Here is an 18705-nt window from a genome sequence, read left to right on the forward strand (position 1 = left end):
TTTTTTATGTCTAAAACGTCAAAATAAAAAGCAAACACAAAGAAAAATGGCTTGGCGAAGTGAAAACGTTTGAATCTGACGAAACGAGAAAAGAGCGCAACGAGTTTAGTAGAGCTAAATGAGTAAGTGAGAGCCGAAGAAGAGGAAAGAAGCAAGCGATTGTCACAAGTCAAGAAAGGTCTTTAGCGGCGATGGTAGCTAACTTACGTTCCGCTAGAGTAGAACGTTGCTAGACAAGAAATGAATGCGATGAGCCGCATTGAGTGTGAAATTGATATTTTAATAATGTGCACTTTTGATTATTTAAATCTGTGACTAGAAGTATAAGTGAAGACATTCAGAAGTATTATAAAAAGTGAACAGCAGTAAGATAGTTTTTAATCATAAATCATCTTACTGCTGTTTTTAGATTTTATGTCTAATATCTTTTAAATCGAAGTACAAAAAGGAAATTAATTATTATACAATAGACAAGCTATTGCATAAGTAACACTAACTTTTGTCAAAGAAGTGTTACTATATAATTAATACTTTTGAAAGTAACTAATTCCAAAACAGTGTAAATAAAGGAAGCGTATATCATGAAGCAACCTATTTTAAATAAATTAGAAAGTTTAAATCAAGAAGAAGCGATTTCTTTGCATGTTCCGGGTCATAAAAATATGACTATCGGTCATTTATCTCAATTATCAATGACAATGGATAAAACTGAAATACCTGGATTAGATGATTTACATCATCCTGAAGAAGTCATTTTGGAAAGTATGAAGCAGGTGGAGAAACATTCAGATTATGATGCTTATTTCTTAGTGAATGGCACCACTTCAGGAATATTATCTGTCATCCAGTCTTTTTCACAGAAAAAAGGCGATATCTTAATGGCAAGAAATGTACATAAATCTGTGTTACATGCGCTCGATATTAGCCAACAAGAAGGGCATTTTATTGAAACGCATCAAAGTCCGTTAACGAATCATTATAATAAAGTTAATTTAAGCCGTTTGAATAATGACGGTCACAAACTTGCTGTGTTGACTTATCCTAACTATTACGGTGAAACATTTAATGTAGAAGAGGTTATCAAATCTTTGCACCAATTAAATATTCCTGTACTCATTGACGAAGCACACGGCGCGCACTTTGGATTGCAAGGATTTCCAGATTCTACATTAAATTATCAAGCTGACTATGTTGTTCAATCTTTTCATAAAACGTTACCAGCTTTAACGATGGGCTCGGTACTTTATATTCATAAAAATGCACCTTATAGAGAAACTATTATAGAATATCTAAGCTACTTCCAAACATCTAGTCCTTCGTATTTGATTATGGCTAGTTTAGAGTCAGCTGCCGAGTTCTATAAAACATATGATAGTACCGTGTTTTTTGATAAGAGAGCGCAATTAATCGAATGTTTGGAGAAGAAGGGTTTTGAAATGCTTCAAGTTGATGATCCGTTGAAGTTGCTAATAAAATATGAAGGTTTTACAGGTCATGATATTCAAAATTGGTTTATGAATGCACATATCTATTTAGAATTAGCGGACGACTATCAAGCATTAGCGATATTGCCGTTATGGCATCATGATGATACGTATTTATTTGATTCGCTTTTACGTAAAATTGAAGATATGATTTTACCGAAAAAATCAGTTTCTAAAGTTAAACAAACACAACTTTTAACAACTGAAGGTAACTATAAACCAAAACGCTTTGAATATGTTACTTGGTGTGATTTGAAAAAGGCAAAAGGTAAAGTTCTGGCGCGACATATTGTCCCGTATCCGCCAGGGATTCCTATTATTTTCAAAGGAGAAACAATAACTGAAAATATGATAGAATTGGTAAATGAATATCTGGAAACTGGAATGATAGTTGAAGGAATTAAAAATAATAAAATTTTAGTTGAGGATGAATAAAATGTCAGCTTTTATAACTTTTGAGGGCCCAGAAGGCTCTGGAAAAACAACTGTAATTAATGAAGTTTACCATAGATTAGTAAAAGATTATGATGTCATTATGACTAGAGAACCAGGTGGTGTTCCTACTGGTGAAGAAATACGTAAAATTGTATTAGAAGGCAATGATATGGACATTAGAACTGAAGCAATGTTATTTGCTGCATCTAGAAGAGAACATCTTGTATTAAAGGTCATACCAGCTTTAAAAGAAGGTAAGGTTGTGTTGTGTGATCGCTATATCGATAGTTCATTAGCTTATCAAGGTTATGCTAGAGGGATTGGCGTTGAAGAAGTAAGAGCATTAAACGAATTTGCAATAAATGGATTATATCCAGACTTGACGATTTATTTAAATGTTAGTGCTGAAGTAGGTCGCGAACGTATTATTAAAAATTCAAGAGATCAAAATAGATTAGATCAAGAAGATTTAAAGTTTCACGAAAAAGTAATTGAAGGTTACCAAGAAATCATTCATAATGAATCACAACGGTTCAAAAGCGTTAATGCAGATCAACCTCTTGAAAATGTTGTTGAAGACACGTATCAAACTATCATCAAATATTTAGAAAAGATATGATATAATTGTTAGAAGAGGTGTTATAAAATGAAAATGATTATAGCGATCGTACAAGATCAAGATAGTCAGGAACTTGCAGATCAACTTGTTAAAAATAACTTTAGAGCAACAAAATTGGCAACAACAGGTGGGTTTTTAAGAGCGGGTAATACAACATTCTTATGTGGTGTCAATGATGACCGTGTAGATGAAATATTGTCTGTGATTAATCAAACGTGTGGTAATAGAGAACAGTTGGTTTCACCTATTACACCTATGGGAGGCAGTGCGGATTCGTACATTCCATATCCAGTTGAAGTTGAAGTTGGCGGTGCTACTGTATTTGTTATGCCAGTTGATGCATTCCATCAATTTTAATTCTATAATACAATCATCAATTAGAGATACTTAAAATAGTGTATTAATAAGTTATTAACAATTTTGGGTTGCTTGACTGCGACTAGTTCAGATGCCAATAGATTTGATTTTTGTGGTTCTAAAAATAATCACAAATCATGGTCGCTATTGTTGCAGTAATTAGTTGCTCTTTGGCAACCTTTTTATATAAAAGCAAAAGGGAGTTTGTAATGAATGGATGAACAGCAACAATTGACGAATGCATATCATTCAAATAAATTATCGCATGCCTATTTATTTGAAGGTGATGATGCACAAACGATGAAACAAGTTGCGATTAATTTTGCAAAGCTTATTTTATGTCAAACAGATAGTCAATGTGAAACAAAGGTTAGTACATATAATCATCCAGACTTTATGTATATATCAACAACTGAGAATTCAATTAAGAAAGAACAAGTTGAACAACTTGTGCGTCATATGAATCAACTTCCTATAGAAAGCACAAATAAAGTGTACATCATTGAAGACTTTGAAAAGTTAACTGTTCAAGGGGAAAACAGTATCTTGAAATTTCTTGAAGAACCACCGGACAATACGATTGCTATTTTATTGTCTACAAAACCTGAGCAAATTTTAGACACAATCCATTCAAGGTGTCAGCATGTGTATTTCAAGCCTATTGATAAAGAAAAGTTTATAAATAGATTAGTTGAACAAAACATGTCTAAGCCAGTAGCTGAAATGATTAGTACTTATACTACGCAAATAGATAATGCAATAGCTTTAAATGAAGAATTTGATTTATTAGCATTAAGGAAATCAGTTATACGTTGGTGTGAATTGTTGCTTACTAACAAGCCAATGGCACTTATAGGTATTATTGATTTATTGAAACAGGCTAAAAATAAAAAACTGCAATCTTTAACTATTGCAGCTGTGAATGGTTTCTTCGAAGATATCATACATACAAAGGTAAATGTAGAGGATAAACAAATATATAGTGATTTAAAAAATGATATTGATCAATATGCGCAAAAGTTGTCGTTTAATCAATTAATTTTGATGTTTGATCAACTGACGGAAGCACATAAGAAATTGAATCAAAATGTAAATCCAACGCTTGTATTTGAACAAATCGTAATTAAGGGTGTGAGTTAGATGCCAAATGTAATAGGTGTTCAGTTTCAAAAAGCGGGAAAATTAGAATATTATACACCTAATGATATACAAGTAGATATAGAAGACTGGGTAGTTGTCGAATCTAAAAGAGGCATAGAGATAGGTATTGTTAAAAATCCATTAATGGATATTGCTGAAGAGGATGTTGTGTTACCTCTTAAAAATATTATTCGCATTGCTGATGACAAAGATATTGATAAATTTAATTGTAATGAACGAGATGCTGAAAATGCATTAATACTATGTAAAGACATTGTAAGAGAACAAGGTTTGGACATGCGTTTAGTCAATTGCGAATATACATTAGATAAATCGAAAGTTATTTTTAATTTTACGGCGGATGATCGTATTGATTTTAGAAAATTAGTAAAAATATTAGCGCAACATTTAAAAACACGTATCGAGTTGAGACAAATTGGTGTAAGGGATGAAGCCAAATTGCTTGGCGGTATCGGACCTTGTGGTAGGTCGTTATGTTGTTCTACATTTTTAGGGGATTTTGAACCAGTATCGATTAAGATGGCTAAGGATCAAAATTTATCATTAAATCCAACTAAAATTTCTGGTGCATGTGGTCGTTTGATGTGTTGTTTAAAATATGAAAATGACTATTATGAGGAAGTACGTGCACAATTACCTGATATTGGTGAAGCAATTGAAACGCCTGATGGTAACGGGAAAGTAGTTGCTTTAAATATATTAGACATTTCTATGCAGGTGAAGCTTGAGGGACATGAACAGCCACTTGAATATAAATTAGAAGAAATAGAAACTATGCATTAAGGAGGCATTATTACATTTGGATCGCAATGAAATATTTGAAAAAATAATGCGTTTAGAAATGAATGTCAATCAACTTTCAAAGGAAACTTCAGAATTAAAGGCACTTGCAGTTGAATTAGTAGAAGAAAATGTAGCGCTTCAACTTGAAAATGATAATTTGAAAAAGGTGTTGGGCAATGATGAACCAACTACTATTGATACTGCGAATTCAAAACCAGCAAAAGCTGTGAAAAAGCCATTACCAAGTAAAGATAATTTGGCTATATTGTATGGAGAAGGATTTCATATTTGTAAAGGCGAATTATTTGGAAAACATCGACATGGTGAAGATTGTCTGTTCTGTTTAGAAGTTTTAAGTGATTAATCAAGCACACTCAAATAGTGTTATAATTATAAATGAATATGGTTTGGATAAGTCTGAGACAATGCATGTTTCAGGCTTTAATTGTGTATAAAGTTTTGGTGATTGCATAAGAGATAGCGGTACTAAATGTTATTATTAAGTGTGCACGCAGTATCATTAGTTGTAAAATGTAGCTGTTAAAAGTCAAAAATACATCGAATGTAGATAGGCATATAATATAAAAAGAGATTTCAATTACTCAATAGAAAAAGGTTGTCTTCATAGGAGTTAAAAATGTTAAAAGAGAATGAACGATTTGATCAACTAATCAAAGAAGATTTTAGTATTATTCAAAATGATGATGTTTTTTCGTTTTCAACGGATGCTTTGTTGTTAGGGCATTTTACAAAACCTAGAACAAAAGATATAGTGTTGGACTTATGTTCAGGCAATGGGGTGATACCCTTGTTATTGTTTGCGAAACATCCACGACATATAGAAGGTGTTGAGATTCAAAAAACACTTGTCGATATGGCGCGACGCACATTTCAATTCAATGATGTTGATGAATATTTAACAATGCATCACATGGATTTGAAAAACGTTACTAAAGTATTTAAACCTTCACAATATACTTTAGTAACGTGTAATCCGCCTTATTTTAAAGAGAATCAGCAACACCAACATCAAAAAGAAGCACATAAGATAGCGAGACATGAGATTATGTGTACACTTGAAGATTGCATGATTGCAGCCCGTCATTTATTAAAAGAAGGTGGCAGGCTAAATATGGTACATCGTGCAGATAGACTAATGGATGTCTTGTTTGAAATGAGAAAAGTGAATATTGAACCTAAGAAAGTCGTTTTTATATATAGTAAAGTAGGAAAATCGGCACAAACGATAGTTGTAGAAGGTAGAAAAGGTGGAAATCAAGGTTTAGAAATCATGCCCCCATTTTATATTTATAATGAAGATGGTAATTATAGCGAAGAAATGAAGGAAGTATATTATGGATAGTCATTTTGTATATATTGTAAAATGTAGTGATGGAAGTTTATATACAGGATACGCTAAAGACGTTAATGCACGTGTTGAAAAACATAACCGAGGTCAAGGAGCCAAATATACGAAAGTAAGACGTCCGGTGCATTTAGTTTATCAAGAAATGTATGAGACAAAGTCTGAAGCATTGAAGCGTGAATATGAAATTAAAACATATACCAGACAAAAGAAATTGCGATTAATTAAGGAGCGATAGTATGGCTGTATTATATTTAGTGGGCACACCAATTGGTAATTTAGCAGATATTACTTATAGAGCTGTTGATGTATTGAAACGTGTTGATATGATTGCTTGTGAAGACACTAGAGTAACTAGTAAGCTGTGTAATCATTATGATATTCCAACTCCATTAAAGTCATATCACGAACATAACAAGGATAAGCAGACTGCTTTTATCATTGAACAGTTAGAATTAGGTCTTGACGTTGCGCTCGTATCTGATGCTGGATTGCCCTTAATTAGTGATCCTGGATACGAATTAGTAGTGGCAGCCAGAGAAGCTAATATTAAAGTAGAGACTGTGCCTGGACCTAATGCTGGGCTGACGGCATTGATGGCTAGTGGATTACCTTCATATGTATATACATTTTTAGGATTTTTGCCACGAAAAGAGAAAGAAAAAAGTGCTGTATTAGAGCAACGTATGCATGAAAATAGCACATTAATTATATACGAATCACCGCATCGTGTGACAGATACATTAAAAACAATTGCAAAGATAGATGCAACACGACAAGTATCACTAGGGCGTGAATTAACTAAGAAGTTCGAACAAATTGTAACTGATGATGTAACACAATTACAAGCATTGATTCAGCAAGGCGATGTACCATTGAAAGGCGAATTCGTTATCTTAATTGAAGGTGCTAAAGCGAACAATGAGATATCGTGGTTTGATGATTTATCTATCAATGAGCATGTTGATCATTATATTCAAACTTCACAGATGAAACCAAAACAAGCTATTAAAAAAGTTGCTGAAGAACGACAACTTAAAACGAATGAAGTATATAATATTTATCATCAAATAAGTTAATCACTTTATCGATTATATGAAATTTTAAACGATTTTATAAACGCAAGCTGTAATTTTAAATGGTAAGTTATCATTTTGCATTGATACTGATAAAATGATGTTGACTATGATAAAAAAATGATGACATCGACGTTTTTTAATGTAAAATAAATACATTGAAAGTAATAAATACCTTAACATTGAATAAGATGAAAATGAGATGACGAGATAAATGTTCGCGTCCGTTGAAATGCATAGAAATCTTAGATATTATTTGAAGTGAGACATTACGAGGAGGAACAGTTATGGCTAAAGAAACATTTTATATAACAACCCCAATATACTATCCTAGTGGGAATTTACATATAGGACATGCATATTCTACAGTGGCTGGAGATGTTATTGCAAGATATAAGAGAATGCAAGGATATGATGTTCGTTATTTGACTGGAACGGATGAACACGGTCAAAAAATTCAAGAAAAAGCTCAAAAAGCTGGTAAGACAGAAATTGAATATTTGGATGAGATGATTGCTGGAATTAAACAATTGTGGGCTAAGCTTGAAATTTCAAATGATGATTTTATCAGAACAACTGAAGAACGTCATAAACATGTCGTTGAGCAAGTGTTTGAACGTTTATTAAAGCAAGGTGATATCTATTTAGGTGAATATGAAGGTTGGTATTCTGTTCCGGATGAAACATACTATACAGAGTCACAATTAGTAGACCCACAATACGAAAACGGTAAAATTATTGGTGGCAAAAGTCCAGATTCTGGACACGAAGTTGAACTAGTTAAAGAAGAAAGTTATTTCTTTAATATTAGTAAATATACAGACCGTTTATTAGAGTTCTATGACCAAAATCCAGATTTTATACAACCACCATCAAGAAAAAATGAAATGATTAACAACTTCATTAAACCAGGACTTGCTGATTTAGCTGTTTCTCGTACATCATTTAACTGGGGTGTCCATGTTCCGTCTAATCCAAAACATGTTGTTTATGTTTGGATTGATGCGTTAGTTAACTATATTTCAGCATTAGGCTATTTATCAGATGATGAGTCACTATTTAACAAATACTGGCCAGCAGATATTCATTTAATGGCTAAGGAAATTGTGCGATTCCACTCAATTATTTGGCCTATTTTATTGATGGCATTAGACTTACCGTTACCTAAAAAAGTCTTTGCACATGGTTGGATTTTGATGAAAGATGGAAAAATGAGTAAATCTAAAGGTAATGTTGTAGACCCTAATATTTTAATTGATCGCTATGGTTTAGATGCTACACGTTATTATCTAATGCGTGAATTACCATTTGGTTCAGATGGCGTATTTACACCTGAAGCATTTGTTGAGCGTACAAATTTCGATCTAGCAAATGACTTAGGTAACTTAGTAAACCGTACGATTTCTATGGTTAATAAGTACTTTGATGGCGAATTACCAGCGTATCAAGGTCCACTTCATGAATTAGATGAAGAAATGGAATCTATGGCTTTAGAAACAGTGAAAAGCTACACTGAAAGCATGGAAAGTTTGCAATTTTCTGTGGCATTATCTACGGTATGGAAGTTTATAAGTAGAACGAATAAGTATATTGACGAAACAACGCCTTGGGTATTAGCTAAGGACGATAGCCAAAAAGATATGTTAGGCAATGTAATGGCTCACTTAGTTGAAAATATTCGTTATGCAGCTGTATTATTACGTCCATTCTTAACACATGCGCCGAAAGAGATTTTTGAACAATTGAACATAAACAATCCTCAATTTATGGAATTTAGTAGTTTAGAGCAATATGGTGTGCTTACTGAGTCAATTATGGTTACTGGGCAACCTAAACCTATTTTCCCAAGATTGGATAGCGAAGCGGAAATTGCATATATCAAAGAATCAATGCAACCGCCTGCTACTGAAGAGGAAAAAGAAGAGATTCCTAGCAAACCTCAAATTGATATTAAAGACTTTGATAAAGTTGAAATTAAGGCAGCAACGATTATTGATGCTGAACATGTTAAGAAGTCAGATAAGCTTTTAAAAATTCAAGTAGACTTAGATTCTGAACAAAGACAAATTGTATCAGGAATTGCCAAATTCTATACACCAGATGATATTATTGGTAAAAAAGTAGCAGTTGTTACTAACCTGAAACCAGCTAAATTAATGGGACAAAAATCTGAAGGTATGATATTATCTGCTGAAAAAGATGGTGTATTAACCTTAGTAAGTTTACCAAGTGCAATTCCAAATGGTGCAGTGATTAAATAACTGTATTTTTAAAAATTAGGAGAGATAATTATGTTAATCGATACACATGTCCATTTAAATGATGAGCAATACGATGATGATTTGAGTGAAGTGATTACACGTGCTAGAGAAGCAGGTGTTGATCGTATGTTTGTAGTTGGTTTTAACAAATCGACAATTGAACGCGCGATGAAATTAATCGATGAGTATGATTTTTTATATGGCATTATCGGTTGGCATCCAGTTGACGCAATTGATTTTACAGAAGAACACTTGGAATGGATTGAATCTTTAGCTCAGCATCCAAAAGTGATTGGTATTGGTGAAATGGGATTAGATTATCACTGGGATAAATCTCCTGCAGATGTTCAAAAGGAAGTTTTTAGAAAGCAAATTGCTTTAGCTAAGCGTTTGAAGTTACCAATTATCATTCATAACCGTGAAGCAACTCAAGACTGTATCGATATCTTATTGGAGGAGCATGCTGAAGAGGTAGGCGGGATTATGCATAGCTTTAGTGGTTCTCCAGAAATTGCAGATATTGTAACTAATAAGCTGAATTTTTATATTTCATTAGGAGGACCTGTGACATTTAAAAATGCTAAACAGCCTAAAGAAGTTGCTAAGCATGTGTCAATGGAGCGTTTGCTAGTTGAAACCGATGCACCGTATCTTTCGCCACATCCGTATAGAGGGAAGCGAAATGAACCGGCGAGAGTAACTTTAGTAGCTGAACAAATTGCTGAATTAAAAGGCTTATCTTATGAAGAAGTGTGCGAACAAACAACTAAAAATGCAGAGAAATTGTTTAATTTAAATTCATAAAGTTAAAAGTGAGAAAGATCACCGCCATAAATGTAAACGATGCTATATTCGTTTAATATGCTATGGTTCTTTCTCACTTTTTTAAATTAAAATATTAATGCAGTTGAATGGATTGAAAAAAGATAGTTTTTAGTATTAAAAACTTTATAGTAGAGAAAGGCGTTTTAAATGAAAATCAATGAGTTTATTGTTGTTGAAGGTCGAGATGATACTGAACGTGTTAAACGAGCTGTAGAATGTGATACGATTGAAACAAATGGCAGTGCAATCAATGAGCAAACTTTGGAAGTAATTAGAAATGCACAACAAAGTCGTGGTGTCATTGTACTGACAGATCCAGATTTTCCTGGAGATAAAATTAGAAGTACAATTACGGAGCATGTAAAAGGTGTTAAACACGCATATATTGATAGAGACAAAGCTAAAAATAAAAGAGGAAAAATCGGTGTTGAACATGCTGAATTAGAAGATATAAAGGAAGCGTTAATGCATGTGAGTTCACCATTTGAAGAAGCATATGAGTCAATTGATAAAACCGTGTTAATTGAGTTAGGACTAATTGTCGGTAAAGATGCTAGACGTCGTCGTGAAATTTTAAGTAGGAAATTACGAATTGGTCACTCAAACGGAAAGCAATTATTGAAGAAGTTAAATGCTTTTGGTTATACGGAAACAGATGTAAGGCAATCTTTAAAAGATGAATAAGGAAGTGAATCAGTTGGATAATAAAGATATTGCAACGCCATCTCGAACACGAGCATTATTAGATAAATATGGATTTAATTTTAAGAAAAGTTTAGGTCAGAACTTTTTAATAGACGTTAATATTATAAATAATATTATCGATGCAAGTAATATTGATGAACGTACTGGTGTTATTGAAATTGGACCTGGTATGGGGTCATTAACTGAACAGTTGGCGAAACACGCTAAAAAAGTATTGGCATTTGAAATAGACCAACGCTTAATACCTGTACTTAAGGACACATTATCACCATATGATAATGTGACAGTGATTAACGAAGATATTTTAAAAGCAAATATTAAAGCAGCAGTTGAAAACCATTTACAAGACTGCGAAAAAATAATGGTTGTTGCAAACCTGCCGTACTATATTACGACGCCAATTTTATTAAATTTAATGCAACAAGATATACCAATTGATGGCTACGTGGTGATGATGCAAAAAGAAGTGGGCGAACGCTTAAATGCTGAAGTAGGTTCAAAAGCATATGGTTCGTTATCAATTGTCGTACAATACTATACAGAGACTAGTAAAGTATTAACGGTACCTAAATCTGTATTTATGCCACCACCTAATGTTGATTCAATAGTTGTAAAACTGATGCAGAGAACTGAACCGTTAGTAACAGTAGATAACGAGGAAGCATTCTTTAAGTTAGCAAAAGCAGCATTTGCACAAAGAAGAAAGACAATTAACAATAACTATCAAAATTATTTTAAAGATGGTAAACAACACAAAGAAGTGATTTTACAATGGTTGGAACAAGCAGGTATTGATCCAAGACGTCGCGGTGAAACGCTATCTATTCAAGATTTTGCTAAATTGTATGAAGAAAAGAAAAAATTCCCTCAATTAGAAAATTAAATGATTGACAAAGCAAAGCACTATTGTTAAAATTTAAATTTTGTTTGACGAAAACGCTGCAAATATGGTATTATGTAACTTGTAGCGAGGTGGAGCAATATGCCAAAATCAATTTTGGACATCAAAAATTCTATTGATTGTCATGTAGGAAATCGTATTGTACTGAAAGCCAATGGAGGCCGTAAGAAAACAATAAAACGTTCTGGAATTTTAAAAGAAACATATCCGTCAGTTTTCATTGTTGAGTTAGATCAAGACAAACACAACTTTGAGAGAGTATCTTATACATACACTGATGTGTTAACTGAAAATGTTCAAGTTTCATTTGAAGAGGATAATCATCACGAATCAATTGCACACTAAATAAGACATATAGAGATGTTAGACGTTTCTTAGTATAAGAAGTAAATATTATGATAATTATTTGAGTGTTGGGCATTATGTTCAATACTCTTTTTATTTACAAAATGTTTAACACTGATGTTTCGCTTATAGATTTTTCAGTAAATGGATACTTGTATTTATAAACACAAATACAAGTAAATACTAAGTAATTAGATGGAGAAAATTACTTTTTTATTAAAAAAACACTAAAAAACAAATTAAAATGTCAAATATTAATTCTCTTTATGTTAAAATCATCATATTAAGATAACGAAAAGAGGGCGGAAAATGATATATGAAACGGCACCAGCCAAAATTAATTTTACGCTCGATACACTTTTTAAAAGAAATGATGGCTATCATGAGATTGAAATGATAATGACAACAGTTGATTTAAATGATCGTTTAACTTTTCATAAAAGAAAAGATCGAAAGATAGTTGTTGAGATTGAACATAATTATGTGCCTTCTAATCATAAAAATCTCGCATATCGTGCAGCGCAACTATTTATTGAGCAATATCAACTAAAGCAAGGTGTAACAATTTCTATCGATAAAGAAATACCTGTTTCTGCTGGCTTAGCTGGAGGTTCGGCTGATGCAGCAGCAACGTTAAGAGGATTGAATCGACTTTTTGATATAGGGGCGAGTTTGGAAGAATTGGCTCTACTAGGCAGTAAAATCGGGACAGATATTCCGTTTTGTATTTATAATAAAACTGCACTATGTACTGGAAGAGGAGAGAAAATCGAGTTTTTAAATAAACCACCTTCAGCTTGGGTGATTCTTGCTAAACCAAACTTAGGCATATCATCACCAGATATATTTAAGTTGATCAATTTAGATAAGCGTTACGACGTACATACGAAAATGTGTTATGAGGCCTTAGAAAATCGAGATTATCAACAATTATGTCAAAGTTTGTCTAATCGATTAGAGCCAATTTCTGTTTCAAAACACCCACAAATCGATAAATTAAAAAATAATATGTTGAAAAGTGGTGCAGATGGTGCGTTAATGAGTGGAAGCGGACCGACTGTGTATGGGCTAGCACGAAAAGAAAGCCAAGCAAAAAATATTTATAATGCAGTTAACGGTTGTTGTAATGAAGTGTACTTAGTTAGACTATTAGGATAGAAGGGTTAAAAAGATGAGATATAAACGAAGCGAGAGAATTGTTTTTATGACGCAATATTTGATGAACCATCCGAATAAATTGATTCCATTAACTTTTTTTGTGAAAAAATTTAAACAGGCGAAGTCTTCAATAAGTGAAGATGTCCAAATTATAAAAAATACATTCCAAAAAGAAAAGTTAGGTACAGTAATTACTACTGCTGGCGCAAGTGGTGGTGTTACGTATAAACCAATGATGAGTAAAGAAGAGGCGACTGAAGTTGTTAATGAGGTCATTACTCTATTAGAAGAGAAAGAACGTTTGTTACCTGGCGGGTATTTATTTTTATCAGATTTGGTAGGTAATCCATCGCTACTAAACAAAGTTGGTAAGTTAATTGCCAGTATTTACATGGAAGAAAAATTAGATGCTGTTGTTACCATTGCGACAAAAGGTATTTCATTGGCAAATGCGGTTGCTAATATTTTAAATTTACCAGTAGTAGTGATTAGAAAAGACAACAAGGTGACTGAAGGTTCTACAGTTTCAATTAATTACGTTTCAGGATCTTCAAGAAAAATAGAGACAATGGTACTTTCGAAGAGAACTTTAGCAGAAAATTCAAATGTTTTAGTTGTCGATGATTTTATGAGGGCTGGTGGCTCTATTAATGGTGTTATGAATTTAATGAATGAGTTTAAAGCCCATGTAAAAGGGGTATCAGTACTTGTAGAATCAAAAGAAGTTAAACAAAGATTGATTGAAGATTATACTTCCTTAGTGAAATTATCTGATGTAGATGAATATAATCAAGAGTTTAACGTAGAACCTGGCAACAGTTTATCTAAGTTTTCATAAAAGGAGTTTTAGTATTATGAAAATCATTAACACAACAAGATTACCGGAAGCACTTGGACCATATTCGCATGCAACAGTTGTGAATGGTATGGTTTATACTTCTGGTCAGATTCCATTGAATGTTGATGGGGAAATCGTAAGCGCTGATGTTCAAGCACAGACAAAACAAGTTTTAGAAAATTTAAAGGTTGTTTTGGAAGAAGCAGGATCTGATTTGAATTCTGTTGCGAAAGCGACCATTTTCATTAAAGATATGAATGATTTCCAAAAAATAAATGAAGTGTATGGTCAATATTTTAATGAACACAAGCCAGCGCGTAGTTGTGTAGAGGTTGCGCGTTTGCCAAAAGATGTGAAAGTAGAAATTGAATTAGTAAGTAAAATTAAGGAATTATAATTTTCGATTAATATGTTTAATCAAGCTTCTAAATAAAACAGAGAGATATATACTATAGGGGGGCTCACTACATGAAAGTGACAGATGTAAGACTTAGAAAAATACAAACAGATGGACGAATGAAAGCACTCGTTTCCATTACATTAGATGAAGCTTTCGTAATTCATGATTTACGTGTAATTGAAGGAAACTCTGGCTTGTTCGTTGCAATGCCAAGTAAACGTACACCAGATGGTGAATTCCGCGACATCGCGCATCCTATTAATTCAGATATGAGACAAGAAATTCAAGATGCAGTGATGAAAGTATATGATGAAACAGATGAAGTAGTACCAGATAAAAACGCTACATCAGAAGATTCAGAAGAAGCTTAATCAATTTTATATTTAGCGATGTAATACATTTGCAATAAGTTGATTTGATACTGTCGATAAAGCATAAAGCTTTGTCGGCAGTTTTTTTAGTTTGTATTAATGTTTTTTTATTTTTAATGAAAGGCTAATAAATATATACGTTAACAGATTATGATTATATGAAAATTATTGATTCATTGCTGATAAAAATTGTGTTTGAATGATGCTCGTATTTTTGAAGTAAGAAAAAAGTTGTTTTTAAAATTACAACGAATTAAAAACAATGCCTTTTATATGTTGAAAGAGTATTGCAGATTAAATTATAATAATGACGAAGTGTAAAATTTAATGGGGGTTAATGTTCATGCGAAGACACGCGATAATTTTGGCAGCAGGTAAAGGCACAAGAATGAAATCTAAAAAGTATAAAGTGCTACACGAGGTTGCTGGGAAACCTATGGTCGAACATGTATTGGAAAGTGTGAAAGGCTCTGGTGTCGATCAAGTTGTAACCATCGTAGGACATGGTGCTGAAAGTGTAAAAGGACATTTAGGCGAGCGTTCTTTATACAGTTTTCAAGAGGAACAACTCGGTACTGCGCATGCAGTGCAAATGGCGAAATCACACTTAGAAGACAAGGAAGGTACGACGATCGTTGTATGTGGTGACACACCGCTCATCACAAAGGAAACATTAGAAACATTGATTGCGCATCATGAGGATGCTAATGCTCAAGCAACTGTATTATCTGCATCGATTCAACAACCATATGGATACGGAAGAATCGTTCGAAATGCGTCAGGTCGTTTAGAACGCATAGTTGAAGAGAAAGATGCAACGCAAGCTGAAAAGGATATTAATGAAATTAGTTCAGGTATTTTTGCGTTTAATAATAAAACGTTGTTTGAAAAATTAACACAAGTGAAAAATGATAATGCGCAAGGTGAATATTACCTCCCTGATGTATTGTCGTTAATTTTAAATGATGGCGGCATCGTAGAAGTCTATCGTACCAATGATGTTGAAGAAATCATGGGTGTAAATGATCGTGTAATGCTTAGTCAGGCTGAGAAGGCGATGCAACGTCGTACGAATCATTATCACATGCTAAATGGTGTGACAATCATCGATCCTGACAGCACTTATATTGGTCCAGACGTTACAATTGGTAGTGATACAGTCATTGAACCAAGCGTACGAATTAATGGTCGTACAGAAATTGGCGAAGATGTTGTTATTGGTCAGTACTCTGAAATTAACAATAGTACGATTGAAAATGGTGCATGTATTCAACAGTCTGTTGTTAATGATGCTAGCGTAGGAGCGAATACTAAGGTCGGACCGTTTGCGCAATTGAGACCAGGCGCGCAATTAGGTGCAGATGTTAAGGTTGGAAATTTTGTAGAAATTAAAAAAGCAGATCTTAAAGATGGTGCCAAGGTTTCACATTTAAGTTATATTGGCGATGCTGTAATTGGTGAACGTACTAATATTGGTTGCGGAACGATTACAGTTAACTATGATGGTGAAAATAAATTTAAAACTATCGTCGGCAAAGATTCATTTGTAGGTTGCAATGTTAATTTAGTAGCACCTGTAACAATTGGTGATGATGTATTGGTGGCAGCTGGTTCCACAATCACAGATGACGTACCAAATGACAGTTTAGCTGTGGCAAGAGCAAGACAAACAACAAAAGAAGGATATAGGAAATAATCATTTACGTATTTAAAATGACTAGGATAAAAGGATAATCCTATGTAATATTAATGTAATCTTTATGATTTAATGATTCGCATAGTAATGGAGTTACATTTTATATATAATAGTAATTGCGTAAGTAAATAATTGGAGGACTATAAATGTTAAATAATGAATATAAGAATTCGTCATTAAAGATTTTTTCATTGAAAGGAAACGAAGCATTAGCGCAAGAAGTTGCTGACCAAGTAGGAATTGAACTAGGTAAATGTTCAGTTAAACGTTTTAGTGATGGAGAAATTCAAATTAATATCGAAGAGAGTATTCGTGGTTGTGACGTATTTATTATTCAACCAACATCATATCCTGTGAATCTACATTTAATGGAATTATTAATTATGATTGACGCTTGTAAACGTGCTTCTGCAGCAACAATCAATATTGTAGTGCCATATTATGGATATGCAAGACAAGATAGAAAAGCCCGTAGCCGTGAGCCAATCACAGCTAAATTAGTTGCAAACTTAATCGAAACAGCTGGCGCAACTCGTATGATTGCGTTAGACTTACATGCACCACAAATTCAAGGATTCTTTGATATTCCAATTGACCACTTAATGGGTGTGCCAATTCTTGCTAAACATTTCAAAGATGATCCGAATATTAACCCAGAAGAATGTGTCGTTGTTTCACCAGACCATGGCGGTGTTACACGTGCACGTAAATTAGCTGACATTTTAAAAACTCCAATTGCAATTATAGATAAACGTCGTCCTAGACCAAATGTTGCTGAAGTGATGAACATTGTTGGTGAGATTGAAGGACGTACGGCAATTATTATTGACGATATTATTGATACAGCAGGTACAATCACTTTAGCTGCACAAGCATTAAAAGATAAAGGTGCTAAAGAAGTATATGCTTGTTGTACACACCCTGTTTTATCAGGACCGGCTAAAGAACGTATCGAAAATTCTGCTATAAAAGAATTAATCGTAACAAACTCAATTCATTTAGATGAAGACCGCAAACCATCTAACACTAAAGAATTATCTGTTGCTGGTTTAATCGCACAAGCTATCATTCGTGTATACGAAAGAGAATCAGTTAGCGTATTATTTGACTAATATTTAAAAGGCGTTTGACGAACATATTCCAAACGTGTATAATAGTTTCGTTCGTGATTATACGAATAAATAAACACTTGCAAGCAACGATGATGTTGATGGGTAAGTGAGGTGCTCGTTTTGAGCAAAAATGAAAGGTGGAAATGAGAATGGCTTCATTAAAGTCAATCATCCGTCAAGGTAAACAAACACGTTCAGATCTTAAACAATTAAGAAAATCTGGTAAAGTACCAGCAGTAGTATACGGTTACGGTACTAAAAACGTGTCAGTTAAAGTTGATGAAGTAGAATTCATCAAAGTTATCCGTGAAGTAGGTCGTAACGGTGTTATCGAATTAGGCGTTGGTTCTAAAACTATCAAAGTTATGGTTGCAGACTACCAATTCGATCCACTTAAAAACCAAATTACTCACATTGACTTCTTAGCAATCAATATGAGTGAAGAACGTACTGTTGAAGTACCAGTTCAATTAGTTGGTGAAGCAGTAGGCGCTAAAGAAGGCGGCGTAGTTGAACAACCATTATTCAACTTAGAAGTAACTGCTACTCCAGACAATATTCCAGAAGCAATCGAAGTAGACATTACTGAATTAAACATTAACGACAGCTTAACTGTTGCTGATGTTAAAGTAACTGGCGACTTCAAAATCGAAAACGATTCAGCTGAATCAGTAGTAACAGTAGTTGCTCCAACTGAAGAACCAACTGAAGAAGAAATCGAAGCTATGGAAGGCGAACAACAAACTGAAGAACCAGAAGTTGTTGGCGAAAGCAAAGAAGACGAAGAAAAAACTGAAGAGTAATTTTAATCT

The 18705-nt window shown here is 33.5% G+C and carries 22 protein-coding genes; all 22 read left to right on the forward strand.

Annotated elements, in window-relative coordinates; genetic code table 11:
• The first annotated feature begins 581 nt into the window (after positions 1-581).
• On the forward strand, positions 582-1919 hold the full coding sequence (locus IDG63_RS12365; RefSeq protein WP_000812832.1) for an aminotransferase class V-fold PLP-dependent enzyme: 1338 nt from the start codon (positions 582-584) through the stop codon (positions 1917-1919).
• A gap of 1 nt (position 1920) precedes the next feature.
• Entirely contained in the window at positions 1921-2538 is a 618-nt protein-coding gene (gene tmk / locus IDG63_RS12370) for a dTMP kinase (protein ID WP_001272126.1), read from the forward strand.
• Between the two features lie 27 nt (positions 2539-2565).
• Positions 2566-2895 carry a cyclic-di-AMP receptor gene (locus IDG63_RS12375; protein ID WP_000781979.1) on the forward strand — a complete coding sequence of 110 codons (330 nt, stop codon included), beginning with the start codon at positions 2566-2568 and terminating at the stop codon, positions 2893-2895.
• A gap of 213 nt (positions 2896-3108) precedes the next feature.
• The gene (locus IDG63_RS12380) at positions 3109-4035 is read left to right on the forward strand and encodes a DNA polymerase III subunit delta' C-terminal domain-containing protein (protein WP_000344340.1); all 927 of its coding nucleotides are present in this window, start codon (positions 3109-3111) and stop codon (positions 4033-4035) included.
• Entirely contained in the window at positions 4036-4839 is an 804-nt protein-coding gene (locus tag IDG63_RS12385; RefSeq protein WP_001134194.1) for a PSP1 domain-containing protein, read from the forward strand.
• 16 nt (positions 4840-4855) lie between these two features.
• Complete coding sequence (gene yabA / locus IDG63_RS12390; RefSeq protein ID WP_000375686.1) at positions 4856-5203, forward strand: DNA replication initiation control protein YabA; 348 nt, start codon at positions 4856-4858, stop codon at positions 5201-5203.
• A gap of 273 nt (positions 5204-5476) precedes the next feature.
• Complete coding sequence (locus tag IDG63_RS12395) at positions 5477-6202, forward strand: tRNA1(Val) (adenine(37)-N6)-methyltransferase (RefSeq protein WP_000910687.1); 726 nt, start codon at positions 5477-5479, stop codon at positions 6200-6202.
• Positions 6195-6443, forward strand: coding sequence for a GIY-YIG nuclease family protein (locus IDG63_RS12400; RefSeq protein WP_000377064.1), 249 nt, complete (start codon positions 6195-6197; stop codon positions 6441-6443). Before IDG63_RS12395 ends, IDG63_RS12400 begins: the two co-directional genes overlap by 8 nt.
• A 1-nt stretch (position 6444) precedes the next feature.
• A complete protein-coding gene (rsmI, locus tag IDG63_RS12405; protein ID WP_000279926.1) occupies positions 6445-7284 on the forward strand; it encodes a 16S rRNA (cytidine(1402)-2'-O)-methyltransferase in 840 nt (279 codons plus the stop codon).
• A 284-nt stretch (positions 7285-7568) separates the two neighbouring features.
• The gene (metG, locus tag IDG63_RS12410; RefSeq protein WP_001051132.1) at positions 7569-9542 is read left to right on the forward strand and encodes a methionine--tRNA ligase; all 1974 of its coding nucleotides are present in this window, start codon (positions 7569-7571) and stop codon (positions 9540-9542) included.
• A 30-nt stretch (positions 9543-9572) separates the two neighbouring features.
• Positions 9573-10346 (forward strand): TatD family hydrolase, encoded by a 774-nt coding sequence (locus tag IDG63_RS12415; protein WP_000904312.1) that lies wholly within the window; start codon positions 9573-9575, stop codon positions 10344-10346.
• A gap of 168 nt (positions 10347-10514) precedes the next feature.
• A complete protein-coding gene (gene rnmV, locus IDG63_RS12420; protein WP_086095872.1) occupies positions 10515-11051 on the forward strand; it encodes a ribonuclease M5 in 537 nt (178 codons plus the stop codon).
• A complete protein-coding gene (gene rsmA / locus IDG63_RS12425) occupies positions 11044-11955 on the forward strand; it encodes a 16S rRNA (adenine(1518)-N(6)/adenine(1519)-N(6))-dimethyltransferase RsmA (protein WP_001641323.1) in 912 nt (303 codons plus the stop codon). The genes rnmV and rsmA overlap by 8 nt, the downstream gene beginning before the upstream one ends.
• Before the next feature lie 99 nt (positions 11956-12054).
• Complete coding sequence (gene veg / locus IDG63_RS12430; protein WP_001126664.1) at positions 12055-12318, forward strand: biofilm formation stimulator Veg; 264 nt, start codon at positions 12055-12057, stop codon at positions 12316-12318.
• A gap of 309 nt (positions 12319-12627) precedes the next feature.
• Entirely contained in the window at positions 12628-13476 is an 849-nt protein-coding gene (ispE, locus tag IDG63_RS12435) for a 4-(cytidine 5'-diphospho)-2-C-methyl-D-erythritol kinase (RefSeq protein WP_000638870.1), read from the forward strand.
• 13 nt (positions 13477-13489) lie between these two features.
• A complete protein-coding gene (gene purR / locus IDG63_RS12440; RefSeq protein ID WP_001269643.1) occupies positions 13490-14314 on the forward strand; it encodes a pur operon repressor in 825 nt (274 codons plus the stop codon).
• Between the two features lie 16 nt (positions 14315-14330).
• Positions 14331-14711 (forward strand): RidA family protein, encoded by a 381-nt coding sequence (locus IDG63_RS12445; RefSeq protein WP_000691767.1) that lies wholly within the window; start codon positions 14331-14333, stop codon positions 14709-14711.
• A gap of 71 nt (positions 14712-14782) precedes the next feature.
• Positions 14783-15085 carry a septation regulator SpoVG gene (gene spoVG, locus IDG63_RS12450; protein WP_000868999.1) on the forward strand — a complete coding sequence of 101 codons (303 nt, stop codon included), beginning with the start codon at positions 14783-14785 and terminating at the stop codon, positions 15083-15085.
• A 189-nt stretch (positions 15086-15274) separates the two neighbouring features.
• Positions 15275-15406 carry a hypothetical protein gene (locus tag IDG63_RS12455; protein ID WP_031835052.1) on the forward strand — a complete coding sequence of 44 codons (132 nt, stop codon included), beginning with the start codon at positions 15275-15277 and terminating at the stop codon, positions 15404-15406.
• Positions 15407-15428: 22 nt separating this feature from the next.
• The gene (glmU, locus tag IDG63_RS12460) at positions 15429-16781 is read left to right on the forward strand and encodes a bifunctional UDP-N-acetylglucosamine diphosphorylase/glucosamine-1-phosphate N-acetyltransferase GlmU (protein WP_001252530.1); all 1353 of its coding nucleotides are present in this window, start codon (positions 15429-15431) and stop codon (positions 16779-16781) included.
• A gap of 146 nt (positions 16782-16927) precedes the next feature.
• Positions 16928-17893 (forward strand): ribose-phosphate diphosphokinase, encoded by a 966-nt coding sequence (locus tag IDG63_RS12465; RefSeq protein ID WP_000933774.1) that lies wholly within the window; start codon positions 16928-16930, stop codon positions 17891-17893.
• 149 nt (positions 17894-18042) lie between these two features.
• Positions 18043-18696, forward strand: coding sequence for a 50S ribosomal protein L25/general stress protein Ctc (locus IDG63_RS12470; protein WP_000157650.1), 654 nt, complete (start codon positions 18043-18045; stop codon positions 18694-18696).
• Positions 18697-18705: the final 9 nt, after the last annotated feature.

Origin of the sequence: Staphylococcus sp. EG-SA-14, assembly GCF_017151935.1 — a bacterium.
Taxonomy (GTDB): Bacteria; Bacillota; Bacilli; order Staphylococcales; family Staphylococcaceae; genus Staphylococcus; species Staphylococcus aureus.

Excerpts from the sequence above, each read along its gene's own strand:
- rsmI (WP_000279926.1), top strand. The coding sequence starts at position 6,445 with ATGGCTGTATTATATTTAGTGGGCACACCAATTGGTAATTTAGCAGAT.
- metG (WP_001051132.1), top strand. The coding sequence starts at position 7,569 with ATGGCTAAAGAAACATTTTATATAACAACCCCAATATACTATCCTAGT.
- ispE (WP_000638870.1), top strand. The coding sequence starts at position 12,628 with ATGATATATGAAACGGCACCAGCCAAAATTAATTTTACGCTCGATACA.
- IDG63_RS12445 (WP_000691767.1), top strand. The coding sequence starts at position 14,331 with ATGAAAATCATTAACACAACAAGATTACCGGAAGCACTTGGACCATAT.
- IDG63_RS12375 (WP_000781979.1), top strand. The coding sequence starts at position 2,566 with ATGAAAATGATTATAGCGATCGTACAAGATCAAGATAGTCAGGAACTT.
- rsmA (WP_001641323.1), top strand. The coding sequence starts at position 11,044 with ATGAATAAGGAAGTGAATCAGTTGGATAATAAAGATATTGCAACGCCA.
- veg (WP_001126664.1), top strand. The coding sequence starts at position 12,055 with ATGCCAAAATCAATTTTGGACATCAAAAATTCTATTGATTGTCATGTA.
- IDG63_RS12385 (WP_001134194.1), top strand. The coding sequence starts at position 4,036 with ATGCCAAATGTAATAGGTGTTCAGTTTCAAAAAGCGGGAAAATTAGAA.
- spoVG (WP_000868999.1), top strand. The coding sequence starts at position 14,783 with ATGAAAGTGACAGATGTAAGACTTAGAAAAATACAAACAGATGGACGA.
- IDG63_RS12400 (WP_000377064.1), top strand. The coding sequence starts at position 6,195 with ATGGATAGTCATTTTGTATATATTGTAAAATGTAGTGATGGAAGTTTA.
- rnmV (WP_086095872.1), top strand. The coding sequence starts at position 10,515 with ATGAAAATCAATGAGTTTATTGTTGTTGAAGGTCGAGATGATACTGAA.
- IDG63_RS12395 (WP_000910687.1), top strand. The coding sequence starts at position 5,477 with ATGTTAAAAGAGAATGAACGATTTGATCAACTAATCAAAGAAGATTTT.
- IDG63_RS12465 (WP_000933774.1), top strand. The coding sequence starts at position 16,928 with ATGTTAAATAATGAATATAAGAATTCGTCATTAAAGATTTTTTCATTG.
- IDG63_RS12415 (WP_000904312.1), top strand. The coding sequence starts at position 9,573 with ATGTTAATCGATACACATGTCCATTTAAATGATGAGCAATACGATGAT.
- glmU (WP_001252530.1), top strand. The coding sequence starts at position 15,429 with ATGCGAAGACACGCGATAATTTTGGCAGCAGGTAAAGGCACAAGAATG.
- IDG63_RS12470 (WP_000157650.1), top strand. The coding sequence starts at position 18,043 with ATGGCTTCATTAAAGTCAATCATCCGTCAAGGTAAACAAACACGTTCA.
- IDG63_RS12380 (WP_000344340.1), top strand. The coding sequence starts at position 3,109 with ATGGATGAACAGCAACAATTGACGAATGCATATCATTCAAATAAATTA.
- purR (WP_001269643.1), top strand. The coding sequence starts at position 13,490 with ATGAGATATAAACGAAGCGAGAGAATTGTTTTTATGACGCAATATTTG.
- tmk (WP_001272126.1), top strand. The coding sequence starts at position 1,921 with ATGTCAGCTTTTATAACTTTTGAGGGCCCAGAAGGCTCTGGAAAAACA.
- IDG63_RS12365 (WP_000812832.1), top strand. The coding sequence starts at position 582 with ATGAAGCAACCTATTTTAAATAAATTAGAAAGTTTAAATCAAGAAGAA.